Source organism: Eudoraea adriatica DSM 19308 (genome assembly GCF_000382125.1).
Taxonomy (GTDB): domain Bacteria; phylum Bacteroidota; class Bacteroidia; order Flavobacteriales; family Flavobacteriaceae; genus Eudoraea; species Eudoraea adriatica.
The window spans coordinates 1-17,065 of sequence record NZ_KB907546.1; the positions used below are offsets into that span (position 1 = coordinate 1).

General features: G+C 40.1%; 10 protein-coding genes, 1 tRNA gene and 2 rRNA genes. 10 read left to right on the top strand and 3 right to left on the bottom strand.

Going from position 1 to position 17,065, the window contains the following annotated elements; genetic code table 11:
- The 3 genes from G504_RS0100005 to G504_RS18080 all read left to right on the top strand — a co-directional run.
- Positions 1 to 288: ribosomal RNA gene (locus tag G504_RS0100005) — 23S ribosomal RNA — on the top strand; the annotation flags it as partial.
- Positions 289 to 445: 157 nt separating this feature from the next.
- Positions 446 to 557 (top strand): 5S ribosomal RNA (rrf, locus tag G504_RS0100010).
- Positions 558 to 722: 165 nt separating this feature from the next.
- Entirely contained in the window at positions 723 to 3,128 is a 2,406-nt protein-coding gene (locus G504_RS18080; RefSeq protein WP_019668069.1) for a Lon protease family protein, read from the top strand.
- Positions 3,129 to 3,185: 57 nt separating this feature from the next.
- On the opposite strand, the gene G504_RS0100020 is transcribed toward G504_RS18080, so the two are convergent.
- From G504_RS0100020 to G504_RS0100030, 3 genes are all read right to left on the bottom strand, one after another.
- Positions 3,186 to 4,652, bottom strand: a complete 1,467-nt coding sequence (locus G504_RS0100020; protein WP_019668070.1) for a glutamate synthase subunit beta — start codon at positions 4,650 to 4,652, stop codon at positions 3,186 to 3,188.
- 7 nt (positions 4,653 to 4,659) lie between these two features.
- Positions 4,660 to 9,162, bottom strand: coding sequence for a glutamate synthase large subunit (gene gltB, locus G504_RS0100025; protein WP_019668071.1), 4,503 nt, complete (start codon positions 9,160 to 9,162; stop codon positions 4,660 to 4,662).
- A 329-nt stretch (positions 9,163 to 9,491) separates the two neighbouring features.
- Positions 9,492 to 10,634, bottom strand: a complete 1,143-nt coding sequence (locus G504_RS0100030; protein ID WP_019668072.1) for an acyl-CoA dehydrogenase — start codon at positions 10,632 to 10,634, stop codon at positions 9,492 to 9,494.
- 300 nt (positions 10,635 to 10,934) lie between these two features.
- On the opposite strand from G504_RS0100030, the gene G504_RS0100035 reads away from it, so the two are divergent.
- From G504_RS0100035 to G504_RS0100065, 7 genes are all read left to right on the top strand, one after another.
- Positions 10,935 to 12,167: a Glu/Leu/Phe/Val dehydrogenase dimerization domain-containing protein gene (locus G504_RS0100035; protein ID WP_019668073.1), complete on the top strand. Its 1,233-nt coding sequence runs from the start codon at positions 10,935 to 10,937 to the stop codon at positions 12,165 to 12,167.
- Positions 12,168 to 12,178: 11 nt separating this feature from the next.
- Positions 12,179 to 13,543, top strand: a complete 1,365-nt coding sequence (nhaD, locus tag G504_RS0100040) for a sodium:proton antiporter NhaD (protein ID WP_019668074.1) — start codon at positions 12,179 to 12,181, stop codon at positions 13,541 to 13,543.
- A 49-nt stretch (positions 13,544 to 13,592) separates the two neighbouring features.
- A complete protein-coding gene (locus tag G504_RS0100045; protein WP_019668075.1) occupies positions 13,593 to 14,285 on the top strand; it encodes a MotA/TolQ/ExbB proton channel family protein in 693 nt (230 codons plus the stop codon).
- Positions 14,286 to 14,294: 9 nt separating this feature from the next.
- Positions 14,295 to 14,681, top strand: coding sequence for an ExbD/TolR family protein (locus G504_RS0100050; RefSeq protein ID WP_019668076.1), 387 nt, complete (start codon positions 14,295 to 14,297; stop codon positions 14,679 to 14,681).
- On the top strand, positions 14,681 to 15,580 hold the full coding sequence (locus tag G504_RS0100055; protein ID WP_019668077.1) for an energy transducer TonB: 900 nt from the start codon (positions 14,681 to 14,683) through the stop codon (positions 15,578 to 15,580). Before G504_RS0100050 ends, G504_RS0100055 begins: the two co-directional genes overlap by 1 nt.
- A 3-nt stretch (positions 15,581 to 15,583) precedes the next feature.
- On the top strand, positions 15,584 to 16,795 hold the full coding sequence (locus tag G504_RS0100060; protein ID WP_019668078.1) for a bifunctional folylpolyglutamate synthase/dihydrofolate synthase: 1,212 nt from the start codon (positions 15,584 to 15,586) through the stop codon (positions 16,793 to 16,795).
- A gap of 59 nt (positions 16,796 to 16,854) precedes the next feature.
- Positions 16,855 to 16,929: transfer RNA gene (locus G504_RS0100065), tRNA-Val, on the top strand.
- Positions 16,930 to 17,065: the final 136 nt, after the last annotated feature.

A 17,065-nucleotide genomic window follows, 5' to 3' on the forward strand; every position in this document is an offset into this window, starting at 1 on the left:
ACAGTTCGGTCTCTATCTACTGCGGGCGTTAGAAATTTGAGCGGTCCTGACCCTAGTACGAGAGGACCGGGTCGGACCGACCGCTGGTGTACCGGTTGTCCCGCCAGGGGCATTGCCGGGTAGCTAAGTCGGGAAGGGATAAGCGCTGAAAGCATATAAGCGCGAAACCCGCCGCGAGATGAGATTTCTTTAAAGGGCCGTGGAAGATTACCACGTTGATAGGTCATAGGTGCAAGTGCCGCAAGGTACGCAGCCGAGTGATACTAATAGCCCGTTGAGCTTGCGCCGTCAAGAGCCTTGTAGAAAAGGTAGTCTTGCACATCCTCCCTATTAAATACGTTGCCTCCCAGAGTAAACACCCTGTCTCATTATGTTAAGATATTGCTGCCTGGGCTAGTGAAAACTAACCGGCAGACGTTGTTCCGCAAATCGGACAACGCAAAACTCGGGTGGCCATGGCGACGGGGTCCACCCCTTTCCATACCGAACAGGGAAGTTAAGCCCGTCTGCGCCGATGGTACTGCCGTAACTGGTGGGAGAGTAGGCCGCCGCCTTCTTTAAAAGCACTTATCAATTCGTTGGTAGGTGCTTTTTTTTATCCGAAAAATTCGAAGAATAATCGAAACATCTGTTTGCTCCTATAATTCAGATATGACTAGCATCATGGCAGGTATTATAGCTCTATAATACCTTTAATGAATATATCCTTTAATAGATCGTCCATGATACATCAATTAAAACCACAAGATTTAAGGAAAGGTATAGTTGCAAAAGAAATAGACTGGAAGCAAATAAGAGAAAAAGAATCATCCAAATTGCTAATCGGACAGGAGCGAGCATTGAAATCACTTGAATTCGGTATTGGCAATAAAAGAGGTGGTTTCAATATATTCGTATCCGGCTATCCCGGAAGCGGAAAATTGAAAGCTGTCAACCATTATTTGGAAGAAAAGGCAAAATTGGAAGTAACCCCGGGTGATTGGTGCTATGTCAACAATTTTCAGGACTCATTCTATCCTAAAAGGATCAAATTGCCGAATGGCGGAGGACAAACTTTTAAACTCGATATAGAGCGTTTGATCAAAGAAATACAAAAAATCCTGATCAATGCCTTTGAAAGCAAAGAATATCAGGATAAGAAAGAGCAGATTATTGAGGATTTCAGACAAAAAGAGAAAAAGTTATTCCAGAATATTCATAACAAGGCACGTGCAAATAATTTTGCCGTTACCCGAACCCCTATAGAAATATTGGTCATCCCAACCGATGATAAGGGAAGACCCTTAAATGACGAAAAATTTGATAAACTGGATAAAAAAGAGCGGGATAACTTACTTAATAAGCAATCGGAATTAAAGAAAGAACTTTTTGAGCTAATTCGAAAAAATCGTGAATTGGAACGTACCGGTAATGAATCTCTATTACAACTGGATGAAAGTATTGCCTCCTATTCCATAGATTCCCTATTACAGGAATTGAATGAAAAATACAGGGACTTTCGAGACGTACTATTGTATTTGGATGAGATTAAAAAAGACATAATTACCGGTTTGCATAGTTTTCTAAAAGCAAGTTTAAATCAGGACAGGCTAGATTTTAAACAAGAGCTGAAATTCCAAAAATATGATGTAAATGTAATCACAGATAATACAGATATTTCTGGAGCTCCTATTGTACTCGAATTAAACCCAACGTTAAATAATCTATTTGGGAAAGTAGAGCACGAATCGTATATGGGAACACTCATTACGAATTTTACCCTTATCAGAGGCGGAGCTTTGCATAAAGCAAATGGCGGCTACCTTATTATAAGCCTGAAAGATTTACTGATGTCCTACTTTTCCTGGGATAGCCTGAAAAGAGCTCTAAAGAATAACGAGATCGTAATTGAAGATGCCCGGGAACAATTGGGTATTATTAGTGCTAAAAGCTTAAAACCCGAGCCAATCCCACTCGATATTCAGGTAATTTTAATTGGGTCTCCCAGGTTGTACTATCTATTATATGAACTAGACGAAGATTTTAAAGAACTATTCAAGGTTAAGGCTGAGTTTGATACTTCTATGGATTATTCCTCTGAAAACATATTGGATTTTGCCGGGGTTACCTATAGGATCCAAAAAGAAAATGAATTATTTCCCATTAACGACGAAGCTATGGGCAGGCTTGTAGAACATGCCTCCAGAATGGCCGGGGATAGAGAAAAAATATCTATAAAATTCCGTGAAATACAGGATATTATACATGAAGCAGACCATTATGCACGACTGGCCAAAAAAAATGAAATTGGCGCTGAAGATATCAAAGAGGCTATTGAAGCTCGGTATTATCGTTCTAATCTAATACAGGTCAAGATAAACGAAATGATAAAGAGAGGACAGCTCATGATTGACCTTGAAGAATCTAAGGTGGGTCAGATCAATGGAATATCTGTTCTTGATCTTGGGGATATCAGCTTTGGCAGGCCTAATAAAATAACAGCCAGTATTGCTTCTGGTAAAGTAGGTTTGATTGATATTGAGCGGGAAGCAAAATTAGCAGGGCCAATCCATACTAAGGGAATTCTGATATTGCAAGGGTATTTATTAGAAAAATATGGTCAGGATAAAGCTTTAAGTCTCTTTGCCAGTTTGGTTTTTGAACAGAGTTATTCGGAAATTGAAGGGGATAGTGCTTCGTGTGCTGAATTATTTGCCTTATTGTCCAGTTTAGCCCAACTACCTGTTAAACAAGGTGTTGCGGTAACAGGGTCTATCAATCAGAGAGGCGAACTACAGCCAGTTGGCGCCATTAATCAAAAGATCGAAGGATTCTACGAGGTATGCGCTCAAAGCAGCCTCAATGGCCAACAGGGAGTTATTATTCCTAAGCCTAATTTGGAAAATTTAATGTTAAAAGATGAAGTTTTATCGGCAGTTGAAAAAGGTCTTTTCCGCATCTGGGCAATTGATACTGTAGATGACGGCCTTGAGATCCTAACAGGGTTAACAGCCGGGAAAAAGTTACAGGGGGGCTCATTCTCAAAGAACTCTGTACACTACAAAGTAGATGAAAGACTTAAGGAGCTGAACAAAAATGTACTGCCAGTAATACATGCGGTCAATGAGGAACATAGCAATGCATATTAACTGTGCAAAAGACCCGTATTTGCGGCTATTTAAATAGCTCCTGAAACCAAAATCCTTTTAGATTCTTGGCAAGTCGCCCTCTCCTTTAAGGGGTAAATAGGATTTGCCCATAAGATATGTATCTATGTGATAGGCAGCCTGTCTGCCCTCCGAGATGGCCCATACAATTAAGGATTGTCCTCTTCGCTGATCCCCGGCAACAAAAACTCCGGGAACATTTGTTTTGTAGTCTTTTACGGATGCTTTGATATTAGTTCTTGGATCGGCTTCTAGCCCCAGCTGCTCTGCAATTGTCATTTCAGAACCGGTAAAACCCATGGCCAACAGAGCCAGTTCACAAGGCCATTCCTTTTCTGTACCAGGGACTTCTTTCAAAACAGGGCGCTGACCTGGTATTTTCTCCCATTCAACATTTGCGGTAATGAGACCTTTTAAATTTCCATTTTTGTCGCCGATGAATTCTTTAGTGGAGATGCTAAAAAATCGTTCTGCACCTTCCTTGTGGGAAGAACTTGTTCTTAAGCGCATTGGCCAGAAAGGCCATGGCTGATCCTCCGGCCTGTCAGGGGTGGCTTTGGGCATAATTTCAAAGTTTACTACAGATTTCGCCCCTTGCCGGAAAGATGTTCCTATGCAATCCGAACCTGTATCGCCCCCTCCAATAACAATGACATTTTTATCAGTGGCTTTTATTTCTTCTCCTTCGAACTTCAATCCATCAACTCTGCGGTTATTTTGGCCTAAAAAATCCATCGCCTGTACAACTCCTTTTAAATCGGCACCTTTTATTGGTAAATTTCTCCGAACGGTAGCTCCACCGCATAATACCACGGCATCAAAATCTTTGCGGAGCACTTCAGCCTTAATATCAATGCCAACATTAACCCCGCATTTAAATTCAATACCTTCTTCCTGCAAAATTTGGAGTCTTCTGTCAATAACATGTTTCTCCATTTTAAAGTCGGGGATCCCATACCTCAAAAGGCCACCAGGTTTTTCATCACGTTCAAAGACTATGACTGTATGGCCTGCCCGGTTGAGTTGCTGGGCCGTAGCTAAACCTGCAGGTCCCGAGCCAATAACGGCAACCTTTTTACCGGTTCTTGTTTCCGGTGGAATGGCTTTAACCCAACCTTTCTTAAATGCCGTCTCCACAATATTTTTTTCAATATTCTCAATAGAAACGGGGTCTTCATTGATTCCAAGTACGCAGGCTTCCTCACATGGCGCCGGGCAAAGTCTTCCGGTAAACTCAGGAAAATTATTGGTTGCATGCAAAATTTCTGCCGCCTTTTCCCATTTCCCGCGGTATACCGCGTCATTAAAATCCGGAATTAAGTTGCCCAGAGGACATCCACTATGGCAAAATGGTATCCCACAATCCATACATCTGGCACCCTGATCTTTGAGTTCTTTTTCCTTCATAGGAATTGTAAACTCTTTGTAATTCTGAATGCGCTCATCTACCGGAGCATATGGTTCCACTTTTCTATCGAACTCCAAAAATCCTGTTATCTTACCCATCTATCGATTATATTGTTTCTAATTTTTCTCTTTCCAGACGAATTAATGCCTGTTTGTATTCTTCCGGGAATATTTTAATAAATTTTGGCAGGTAATTTTCCCAATTCTCAAGAATTCTTTGAGCAAGCGGACTTAAAGTGGTATTATAGTGATTTTCTATTAATGTCCTGAGTTGCTTTATGTCATTGTCCTCTTCTACTGCCAATAGGTTCAAAGCCTCCTTATTACACCTTTTCTCAAAAGTCTTTTTCTCATCAAAAATATAAGCAATGCCTCCACTCATTCCTGCACCAAAGTTTCTTCCAACTTCACCCAGGATAACGGCTACTCCTCCGGTCATGTATTCACATCCGTGGTCTCCTATTCCTTCTACAACAGCCTGTGCCCCGGAATTTCTTACACAAAAACGTTCGCCTGCTTTACCATTTATATATGCCTCTCCAGAAGTGGCGCCGTAAAGCGTTACATTTCCGGTTATGATATTATTTTCCGGTTGTATAGTAGATTTATCCGGAACTTTTATTACCAGCCTGGCACCCGAAAGTCCTTTTCCCAAATAGTCATTTGTGTTACCATTGACCACCATGGTAAGGCCTTTGGTAGCAAAAGCTCCAAAACTTTGCCCGGCAGAACCAGTAAAATTTAATTTCAAAGTGTTTTCCTGCAGTCCTTCAGCGCCATATATTTTAGAAATTTCATTGCTGATAATTGCTCCTACCGCCCTGTCGGTATTATGGATTGGAAAATCTAAAGATATTTTTTCCTTTCTGAATATAGCGGGATGTGATTTCTCTATAATTTCAAACTCTATAGAATCTTCAATTTGATGTTGTTGCTTTTGGGTATTATAAAGTTTTGTGTTCTTTGGCACATCTATATGATGAAGAATAGGCGTTAGGTCTATTCCTGATGCCTTATAGTGATTAATTGCCCCGTTTCTATCCAGTTTTTCCACCTGCCCTACCATCTCATTGACAGTGCGGAAGCCTAGCTGAGCCATTATTTCTCTTAACTCCTCTGCTACAAAATACATGTAGTTTACTACATGTTCCGGTTTGCCTTTAAACTTTTTTCTCAGTTCAGGGTTTTGGGTTGCAATACCCACCGGACAGGTATTCAGATGGCAAACACGCATCATTATACATCCGGATGCTACCAGGGGAGCTGTTGCAAATCCAAATTCCTCTGCTCCTAAAAGACAGGCAATTGCGACATCCCTTCCGGTTTTTAATTGACCATCGCATTCCAAAACTATTCTGTTTCTCAGGTCGTTCATTACCAGAGTTTGTTGGGCTTCAGCAATTCCTAACTCCCACGGGAGCCCTGCATGCTTGAGTGAAGTTAGAGGAGATGCACCGGTTCCCCCGTCAAAGCCGGAAATAAGAATCACATCCGCTTTCGCTTTGGACACACCGGCAGCAACCGTGCCAACGCCCACTTCAGAAACAAGTTTCACATTAATCCTGGCCTCGCGATTCGCAGATTTCAGGTCATATATTAATTGCGACAAATCCTCAATAGAATAGATGTCATGATGCGGTGGTGGTGAAATAAGACCTACATAAGGGGTGGAATTTCGCGTTTTGGCTATTGCCGGATTTACCTTTGGTCCGGGTAATTGGCCGCCTTCTCCCGGTTTTGCTCCCTGGGCCATTTTAATCTGTATCTCCTGTGCATTGGTAAGATAGTTTGATGTAACTCCAAACCTTCCTGACGCAACCTGTTTAATAGCACTGTTACGCCAATCACCTGTCTGGTTTTTATAGAACCTTTCTGCATCTTCCCCTCCTTCACCGGAATTACTTTTACCACCTATTCTGTTCATGGCAATCGCAAGGTTTTCATGAGCCTCTTTGCTAATGGAACCATAAGACATTGCACCTGTCTTGAATCGTTTAACTATTTCAGTCCATGGTTCTACTTCTTCAATGGGGATTGGGTCATAATTTGAAAACTCAAATAAACCTCGGATAGTCATTAAATTTTTAGATTGTTCATTTACCATTGCAGCAAACTCCTTGTAGGTGTCCGGTTCGTTATTTCTGACAGATTTCTGGAGTTTTGCAATGGATAAAGGATTGAACATATGCTTTTCCCCATCGCGCCTCCAGCGGTACTCACCTCCAATTTCAAGATCCAGATTAGCAGCTACATGTTGATCCTGATAAGCCTTTTTGTGTCTTTTGGATATTTCTTTCTCTATTTCATATAAGCCAATGCCCTGAATACGGGTTGGTGTATTTGGAAAATATTTATCCACAACTTTTGTATTAATTCCAATACATTCAAAAAGTTGAGAACCTCGGTATGAATTTAGCGTAGAGATACCAATCTTATTCATGACTTTTAAAATACCCTTTCCTATGGCTTTGTTGTAATTCTTAATGGCCTCATCAAATGTGTATTCCGTAATATCATGTTCTTCAATTTGTTCTGCAATGATCTCATTAACGAGATAGGGATTTATTGCACTTGCACCAAACCCGAACAACAGAGCAAAATGATGGACCTCCCTTGGCTCCGCAGATTCAATAATAATGCTTAATTTGGAACGTTTTCCCAATCGCTGAAGTCCACTGTTAATATAAGAACAGGCAAGTAATGCAGGAATGGGTGCTCTATCTTTATCGGAGTTTCTATCCGATAAAATAATAATGTTTGCTCCGTTATCTATGGCTTTCTCTGCTTCTCTTAAATTGTTTTCAAGAGCTTCCTCCAAACCATTGTGTCCTCTGGCTATGTTATAGAGAATAGGAATTGAAACCACCCTGTAATCAGGGCTTGCATCGTAATTCTTAATCTTATCAAGATCTTCTTTGGAAATCACAGGGTTTTGGATTTTCAACTTGCGACAATTCAGTTCTGTGATGTCAAAAATGTTATGATCACTCCCCAGCGTCAGAGAAATATCCGTAATTAATTCTTCGCGAATACCATCTAATGGTGGATTGGTTACCTGTGCAAAAAGTTGTTTAAAATAATTATATAAGAGTTGAGGGCGTTCAGATAAAACTGCGATAGGAGTATCAGAACCCATAGAACCTATTGGTTCTTTGGCATGTTGGCCCATTGGAAGGATAATTGTATTAATATCCTCAAGAGTATAGCCAAATACAGCTTTCCTTTTTTCTAGTGACGCTTCATTGAGAAAGAGGGGACAATCATTATATGGGATATTTTTTAAATGGACTAGATTAGTGTCTAACCACTTTTTGTAAGGATACTTTTTTGCTATTTTTTCTTTGATTTCTTCGTCATTAACAATTCTTCCGGCTTCCATATCAACCAAAAACATTTTACCAGGTTCAAGTCGGCCGTGGTATTCAATATTTTCAGGAGCTATTTCTAACACACCTGTTTCAGAAGACATTATTACATAACCGTCTTTAGTAACCGAATACCGTGATGGTCTAAGTCCATTTCTGTCCAAAACTGCACCTATGTAACTCCCATCTGTAAACGGAATAGATGCCGGACCGTCCCAGGGTTCCATAGCACAGGAATTGTATTCATAAAACGCCCGCTTATTTTCTGACATCTCATCGTTCTTCTCCCAGGCTTCCGGAACCAGCATCATCATAACTTCCGGAAGAGACCTGCCTGTCATGAGTAGTAATTCTACGACCATATCCATTGAGGCGGAGTCGGATTTTCCGGGTAAAATTATGGGCAGGATATTCCTGATTTCTTCACCAAACAAATCACTTTTCAATAGTGCTTCCCTGGAACTCATGCGCATTACATTGCCTCTTAATGTGTTGATTTCCCCATTATGGCACATATACCTGAATGGCTGTGCAAGATCCCAGGTAGGAAAAGTATTGGTGGAAAAACGTTGATGAACCAATGCTAATCTTGTTACAACCCTTGCGTCCATTAAGTCTTTAAAATAAAGCTTAATATCATTGGGCATCAGAAGGCCTTTAAAGATGATTATTTTTGTTGAAAGACTTGGCACATAGAAAAATTTACTCTCAGATAGTTTTGAATTTAACAGGGCATGCTCCGTTACTTTACGTGCGATATAAAGTTTGAGGTTAAAGTCAAAATCCTTTTGTGTTTTACTTTCTTTACCAATAAAGACTTGCTTCACAAATGGCTCTGTTTCTCCGGCAATTCTTCCCGGAACAGACTTGTTAACAGGAACATTTCGCCATCCTATTAATTGCAACCCCTGTTTCTTTATGTTTTCTTCGAATATTGAGATACAATAGTCGCGTTGGTTATCCTTTTTTGGCAGGAACACATTGCCAACCGCATAATCTCCTGCTTTGGGAAGCGTGAAATCACATTCATCCAGGAAGAACTTATGCGGGATATCTATAAGGATTCCGGCACCATCCCCGGTCTTTCCATCGGAACTTACAGCGCCCCTGTGCTCTAGTTTATCGAGGATTTCGAGAGCCTTGTGAATAATGCTATTTGACTTTTTTCCTTTCAGGCTGCAAATAAATCCAGCGCCACAGTTATCATGTTCAAATTCAGGTAGATACAAGCCTTGTTTTTTCATCATCTTTATTGCAGTATTTGCTCAAAAATATCATTTTTAATAAAATATGTACATCATTTAGGAAGATTGTGTACAAAATAGTTAACGTTTGCAAAAAAACGTTAAAATATATTCAATTTGGAATTTTTACCCCCTATAAATTGAGATTATAATAAATCAGAAGTAAAGTTTAGTCTCAAAAGATAAGCTCGGGGGGTAAGAGTGGTCAAAATAGTACTTATTTACAATTTTACCCAATCTTTGAGAAGATTATTGATTAGAAATGTTACTATTTTGAAGTGGTACCCAGAAAATTTCAGGGCACATAACCATTAATGAACTATAGAAAGCTAGTTTTTGAGTATACTCCTTGATATTACCATTTTTTGAATTTCTGAGGTTCCCTCATATATTTGAGTGATTTTTGCATCCCGCATCATGCGTTCAACATGATATTCTTTAACGAATCCATTCCCACCAAATATTTGTACAGCCTCAACAGTCGTTTCCATTGCAACCTGTGATGCATAAAGCTTGGCCATAGCGCCGGAAAGGTCATAATCATTACCCATGTCTTTGTCCGTAGCGGCCTTATAAACCAACAGCCTCGCAGCCTGAATCTGAGTATGCATGTCTGCAAGTTTAAAAGCAATTGCCTGATGGTTTGCTATCTCCTTGCCAAATGCCCTTCTTTCTTTTGAATATTTTTTGGCAAGTTCATATGCTCCTGCTGCAATTCCCAAAGCCTGTGCTGCAATACCGATTCTTCCACCGGCAAGGGTTTTCATTGCAAATTTAAATCCAAAGCCATCATCACCAATTCTGTTTTCCTTGGGTACTATTACATCGTTAAATATTAAAGAATGTGTGTCACTTCCCCTTATTCCTAATTTATTCTCTTTCGGACCTATTTCAAACCCGGGCATACCTTTTTCAATTATCAGGGCGTTTATGCCTTTGTAGCCTTTTTCAATATTGGTTTGAGCAATTACGAGATACACTGATGCCGAATTTCCATTTGTGATCCAGTTTTTTGTCCCGTTCAGAACATAATGATCACCTTTATCAATAGCAGTCGTTTTCTGTGAAGTAGCATCACTGCCTGCTTCCGGTTCTGAAAGGCAAAATGCACCAATAATTTCACCCGACGCCAATTTTTTAAGGTATTTCTCCTTTTGCTGCTTGGATCCAAAAGTCTCTACACCCCAGCATACCAATGAATTATTTACAGACATAATAACCGATGAAGACGCATCTATTTTTGAAAGTTCCTCCATGGTTAATACATAGGATAATGTATCCAGACCACTACCGCCATATTCCGGATCTACCATCATTCCCATGAAACCAAGCTCCCCCATTTTTTTTACTTGTTCGGAAGGGAATTGCTGCGTCTCATCACGTTCAATTACACCTGGTAGTAATTCTGAATGGGCGAAATCCCTGGCCGCCTGCTTTATCATTTCCTGTTCTTCTGTTAGTGTAAAATTCATTGCAATATAGTTTGATAGAAAGTATTGCAAAGATACAAGTATGGGGGAATATATGAATGGATACAAAGGCTTATTTGCTATGTTGAAAGCACCTGATTATGAATTATATTTTTGTACGCACGCAGGATCCGAAAAACTTTCAAAGTAGTACAATATTTTTATATTTGTGAGAGTGCTACCTATTTCTAACAATATCAAATAAATCATGAGACAACACTAGCTTCATTTGGATTACTATAAGTTAAATAACCAGGTTTATTACAAATTTTAATTCAGGTAACTTAATTAGTTGATTAACAAATGAAAAAGCTATTAAAAAAATATGAAAACAAACCCCCGGAGATAGTCTTTAACTGGAAAGATCCGGAAACCGAAGCTGAAGGATGGACCGTAATCAATTCTCTCAGGGGAGGAGCAGCCGGAGGAGGAACAAGAATGCGTGAAGGCTTGGATATGAACGAGGTGTTATCTCTTGCAAAAACCATGGAAGTTAAATTTACAGTCTCGGGACCGCCAATTGGCGGAGCAAAATCGGGAATTAACTTTAACCCGCATGACCCAAGAAAAAGGGGCGTATTGGAAAGGTGGTATGCTGCGGTTTCACCGCTGCTTAAAAGTTACTATGGTACGGGAGGAGATTTAAATGTAGATGAAATACATGAAGTTATTCCTATAACCGAGGATGTAGGTGTCTGGCACCCTCAGGAAGGTGTATTTAATGGACATTTTAAGCCTACAGAAGCCGATAAGATTAATAGGATTGGACAGCTAAGACTCGGGGTAATAAAAGTATTGGAAAGCAATACGTATTCCCCCGATATAACGAAAAAATACACAGTAGCTGATATGATAACAGGATATGGTGTGGCAGAAGCAATTAGGCACTACTATGATATTTTTGGGGGAACTGTAATTGGCAAGCGTGCTATAGTACAGGGATTTGGAAATGTAGGAGCAGCAGCAGCTTTTTATCTGGCACAAATGGGTGCAAGGATTGTAGGTATTATTGATAGAGTAGGTGGTGTTATTAATGAAGATGGTTTTTCATTTGAAGAAATAAAGACCTTTTTCCTGCATAAAAAAGGAAATACATTAATAGCTGATGCAGATAAAATGATTCCTTTTGATGAAATGAACGAACGTATCTGGAGTTTGCCAACGGAAATTTTTGCGCCTTGTGCGGCATCCAGGTTAATAACACAGGAGCAAATTACTGAAATGATTGATACGGGCCTTGAGGTTATTTCATGCGGAGCAAATGTACCGTTTGCAGATCCTGAAATATTTTTTGGTTCCATCATGGAGTATACAGATGAAAGGGTTAGTCTTATCCCTGATTTTATTTCAAATTGTGGAATGGCAAGATTATTTGCGTATTTCATGGAGCGAAGAGTGGGCATGGATGACGAATTAATTTTTAATGATACTTCAGATACCATTCGAAAAGCAATTTTGAATATCTTTAAAGAAAATGTAACAAAAAAGAACATGAGTAAGACGGCATTTGAAATTGCCCTTAAACAATTAATCTAAAACCAACCAGTATGGAGACCATTATTATTATTGTATTCTTAGCCGGCTATTTGGCAATTACCCTTGAACACAATCTGAAAATAGATAAACTAATTCCTGCTTTGGCGATGATGGCAATTTTATGGGCAATCATAGCATTGGCCCATTTGCCCGTATTTGAGGTAAATACCGACTTAAAGGAATTGGAACCATCTCACATAGATGAAATGCTGTTGCATCATCTTGGTAAAACCGCCGAAATCCTTGTCTTCCTTTTAGGGGCAATGACCATTGTGGAAATTATAGATTATTTTGATGGATTTGCAACTATAAAGGGCTATATACGCACAAGGAAAAAATCAAAACTACTTTGGCTATTTTCTATATTGGCCTTTATACTGTCTGCGATTATAGATAACCTTACCGCCACTATCGTTCTGGTAACAATATTGCAAAAAGTTATAAAAGAACGCGAGGTCAGACTTTGGTTTGCGGGGATGATTATAATTGCGGCAAATGCCGGTGGGGCATGGTCTCCTATTGGCGATGTTACCACAACAATGTTATGGATTGGTAATAAGGTGTCCGCGCTGCAGCTCATTGAACATGTTCTTATACCGTCAATAGTTTGCATGGTAATACCTGTTCTTGTTGCGCTGAGGTATGAGGTGTTTAAAGGTAATATTAAAGCGGAATTAGAAGAAGAAAAAGCAAAATCACCTTTTGGAGCTACTATGTTATACCTTGGTTTAGGTTCTATAGTATTTGTTCCATTTTTTAAAACTATTACGCATTTACCCCCTTATGTAGGGATGATGCTTTCATTGGCTTTTGTAGCGGCATTTGCAGAAATATATACTAGCGCAAAATTCAGTATTTCGAACGTGGATGGTGCAGAGAGTCAGGAAGGAGCTCACCATAGTGCGGTGCATTCTTCCCTCTCAAAAATTGAACTTCCAAGTATACTCTTTTTTCTTGGGATACTTTTGGCTGTTGCAGCCCTGGAATCTTTAGGGATGTTATTTCATTTTGCAGGTACACTAGATTCTGTCATGCCATTTCTTGGAACTGAAGCAATGGACGGAACTGTTTCAGATTTGGTAATACTAATTCTGGGGGTTGGTTCAGCTGTGATAGACAACGTACCTTTGGTGGCTGCCAGTATGGGGATGTTCTCAATACCATTGGATGATGCTGTCTGGCATTTTATTGCTTATAGCGCAGGAACGGGTGGTAGTATGCTGATTATAGGATCTGCAGCCGGCGTGGTAGCTATGGGAATGGAGAAAATTGATTTTTTCTGGTATTTCAAAAAAATTGCATGGCTCGCATTCCTTGGTTTTATTGGCGGTTCGGCTGCATTTGTACTTATTCGAAATTTAGTGTTAAACGCATAATTTAATTGAGAATCTACCGTTATAAGGGCAACTTTTAATAGGGAAAAATATGGTATTATTTCAGGATCTTGTAGATGAAGCACAAGTTGGGGAACTGGTTTCAGAAGAAAAAACACTTTCAGTAATTGATCTGATCTTTAATGGGGGGACAGGGAGTATAGTAATTATATCTGTTCTTTTTGTAATGCTGGCGGTTGGCTTATATATTTATTTTGAGCGGTTACTGGCCATAAAGGCGGCCTCGCAAATAGATAAGAATTTCATGAATCAAATACGCGACCATGTGATGACCGGTAAGCTGGAAGCGGCTAAAATTTTATGTGCCCAAACAGATTCACCCGTGGCGAGGTTAACAGAAAAAGGAATCTCGAGAATAGGTAAACCACTTGATGATATTAATACGGCTATCGAGAATGCCGGAACCCTGGAGGTTTATAAATTGGAAAAAAATGTAAATGTCCTTGCTACTATTGCGGGTGCAGGCCCTATGATAGGGTTCTTGGGAACTGTTATTGGTATGATTATAGCATTCCATCAAATGGCCAGCAGTGGCGGTCAAGCAGAAATGGGCGCCCTGGCTTCTGGTATTTACACTGCCATGACTACTACAGTTGCAGGTTTAATTGTGGGTATTGTAGCTTATATGGGCTACAACCACCTTGTGAATAGAACCGACAAGGTAGTTCATAAGATGGAAGCAAATGCCGTGGAATTTCTCGATTTACTGAACGAACCTGTTTAAGACAGACCTATGAAAATTAAAGGAAGAAATAAGATTAGTCCGGAATTCAGCATGTCCTCTATGACGGACATTGTATTTCTGCTTCTGATTTTCTTTATGCTAACGGCTAATTCACCCAATGCTTTGGATCTGCTTTTGCCAAAGGCCAAAGGAAAATCAACAAATACTCAAAATGTGTCGGTGACGATCAATAAGAATCTCGAATATTTTGTGAACAGCGAAAGAATTAACGGAGAATACATAGAAATTGAATTAAAGAAAGCACTTGAGGGTCAGGAAAAGCCCACAATTATTCTAAGGGCAGAAGAAAGCGTAGCCATTAAAGAAGCGGTTAACGTAATGGATATTGCCAATAGGAATAGTTATAAAGTGATCCTGGCTGTGCGGCCAAATTAATGTCATTTTTAGATACAGAACACAAGAAAAAATCATTTACGCTAACTACTATTTTGTTAAGCGTACTTCTGCTATTGCTTTTTTATGTTGGCCTGACTTATATGGATCCACCTATTGAGAATGGGATCACTGTTAATTTTGGTACGATGGAGTTTGGTATGGGGGAGGAGCAACCGATTAAAAAAATAAAATCGCAGCCAGCAGAACCTGTCCAAGAGCCGGAGGAAGAAGTAGTTGAAGAAAAAGCTGCAGCTCAGCCTGAAGAAGTTGCAGAAGAGGATGTAACGGAGAAAGCTACCGAAAAAGTACTTACACAGGAAGACGAAGAATCTATAAAGATTAGACAACAGGAGGCCGCCAGGCGAGAGGCAGAAGAAGCGGCCAGAAAGGCTCAGGCCAAAGCCGAACAATTGGCCAGGGAACAAAAGGCTGCCGAGGAAAAAGCGCAACGGGAAAAAGAAGCCAAAAAGAAAAAGTTGGATGAACTTATGGGTGGTCTTAACAAGTCTGATGGTGAAGTTCAGGGCAGTGAGGGTGATGATAACAGGGCAGGTGACAAAGGACAGCCAGAGGGCGACCCTTATGCCACCAGTTATTATGGAAGTCCCGGATCGGGAAGCGGAACCGGTGGCTATGGCCTTAGCGGACGTTCTTTGGTAAGTAAGGGAAAAGTACAACAGGAATGCAATGAAGAGGGAAGAGTAGTTGTTAAAATTACCGTAGATAGAAATGGCAAGGTTATCGATGCCACTGCGGGAGTAAAGGGAACGACCAATAATCATCCCTGCTTGTTAGACCCTGCCAGGAAAACCGCATTCCTTCATAAATGGAATCTGGATTCCAAAGCACCCAGCCAACAAATAGGTTTTGTTGTAGTGAACTTTAAATTAGGGGAATAATAAATGACCTATAAGGAAACCCTGGATTGGATGTTCGCACAACTTCCAATGTATCAGCAAAAGGGGCCAAAAGCTTACAATGGTAAATTAGAGAATAGCCGGTCTCTGGCGACACACTTAAAAAACCCACATTTAAATTTTAAGAGTATTCATGTTGCAGGAACGAATGGCAAAGGTTCCAGCAGCCATATGCTTGCATCCATATTGCAGGAAGCAGGTTATAGTGTTGGGCTGTATACCTCCCCCCATTTAAAAGATTTCAGGGAACGCATTAAGATTAATGGAAATCCTATCAGTGAAAAAGACGTTATAGGGTTTATCGAAAAGAACAAGTTATTTCTGGAAAAGAACAAGCTGTCTTTTTTTGAAATGTCTGTTGGAATGGCATTTGATTATTTTTCCCGAAAGAAAGTATCCATTGCGGTAATTGAAGTGGGTCTGGGCGGACGTTTAGATGCCACTAATATTATTACTCCATTAGCTTCACTTATTACTAACATTGGTCTGGACCATACGGATTTATTGGGCGGCACATTGGAATTGATATCCATAGAGAAAGCCGGAATTATAAAAGCCAACGTTCCATTAGTGATTAGCGAGTATCAGGAAGAGATAGCCCCTGTTTTTGAAAAAATTGCAAAAGAAAGAAATTCAGATCTGGTCTATGCCGATAAGGAAGACTTCAAGGAGTATAAAACTTCTCTTTATGGCAGCTATCAAAAAAGGAATATTAAAGGAGTGCTTGCCATTATTAATTTACTCAAAGGTTTTTCGATAAGTCAGGAACATATACGAAAAGGTCTTATGCATGTGGTAGAGAATACCGGACTGCTGGGAAGGTGGCAGATCCTGCAGGAAAACCCAAAAGTTATGTGCGATACTGCCCACAATAGTGAAGGCCTCTCGTTGGTGCTGGAACAGGTAAAAATGCAGGAATTTAAAACTTTACATATTGTTCTCGGTTTTGTTAAAGAGAAGAATTTGGATGTGTTATTGCCATTATTCCCGAAAGATGCAATCTATTATTTTACCCGACCCGATATCCCAAGGGGTCTGGATGTGCAAATTTTAGGAAAGAAAGCCGCTGAAGCCGGTTTAAAAGGGTCAATCTATGATTCCATACCAAAGGCATATAAAGCAGCGCTAAGCAAAGCAGCTAAGGATGATTTCATCTATATAGGAGGTAGTACATTTACGGTTGCCGAGGTCCTGTGATTTTTTCTTATTTTTTGTTTTAGGTAACAAAAAACTATTCTATATTTGCATCCCCTTAGGGGCTCTTAGCTCAGTTGGTTCAGAGCACCTGCCTTACAAGCAGGGGGTCACTGGTTCGAATCCAGTAGGGCCCACATCATTCAGAAAATCCGCACGGAACCGTGCGGATTTTTTATTTTCCGCAGAATTTCAAACTTGTTTGAACATTCGGAGGGAAACTAAAAAATATCCGGCGCCGGAGGTCGCCGGGGATTTTCTAACTGCAGTAGC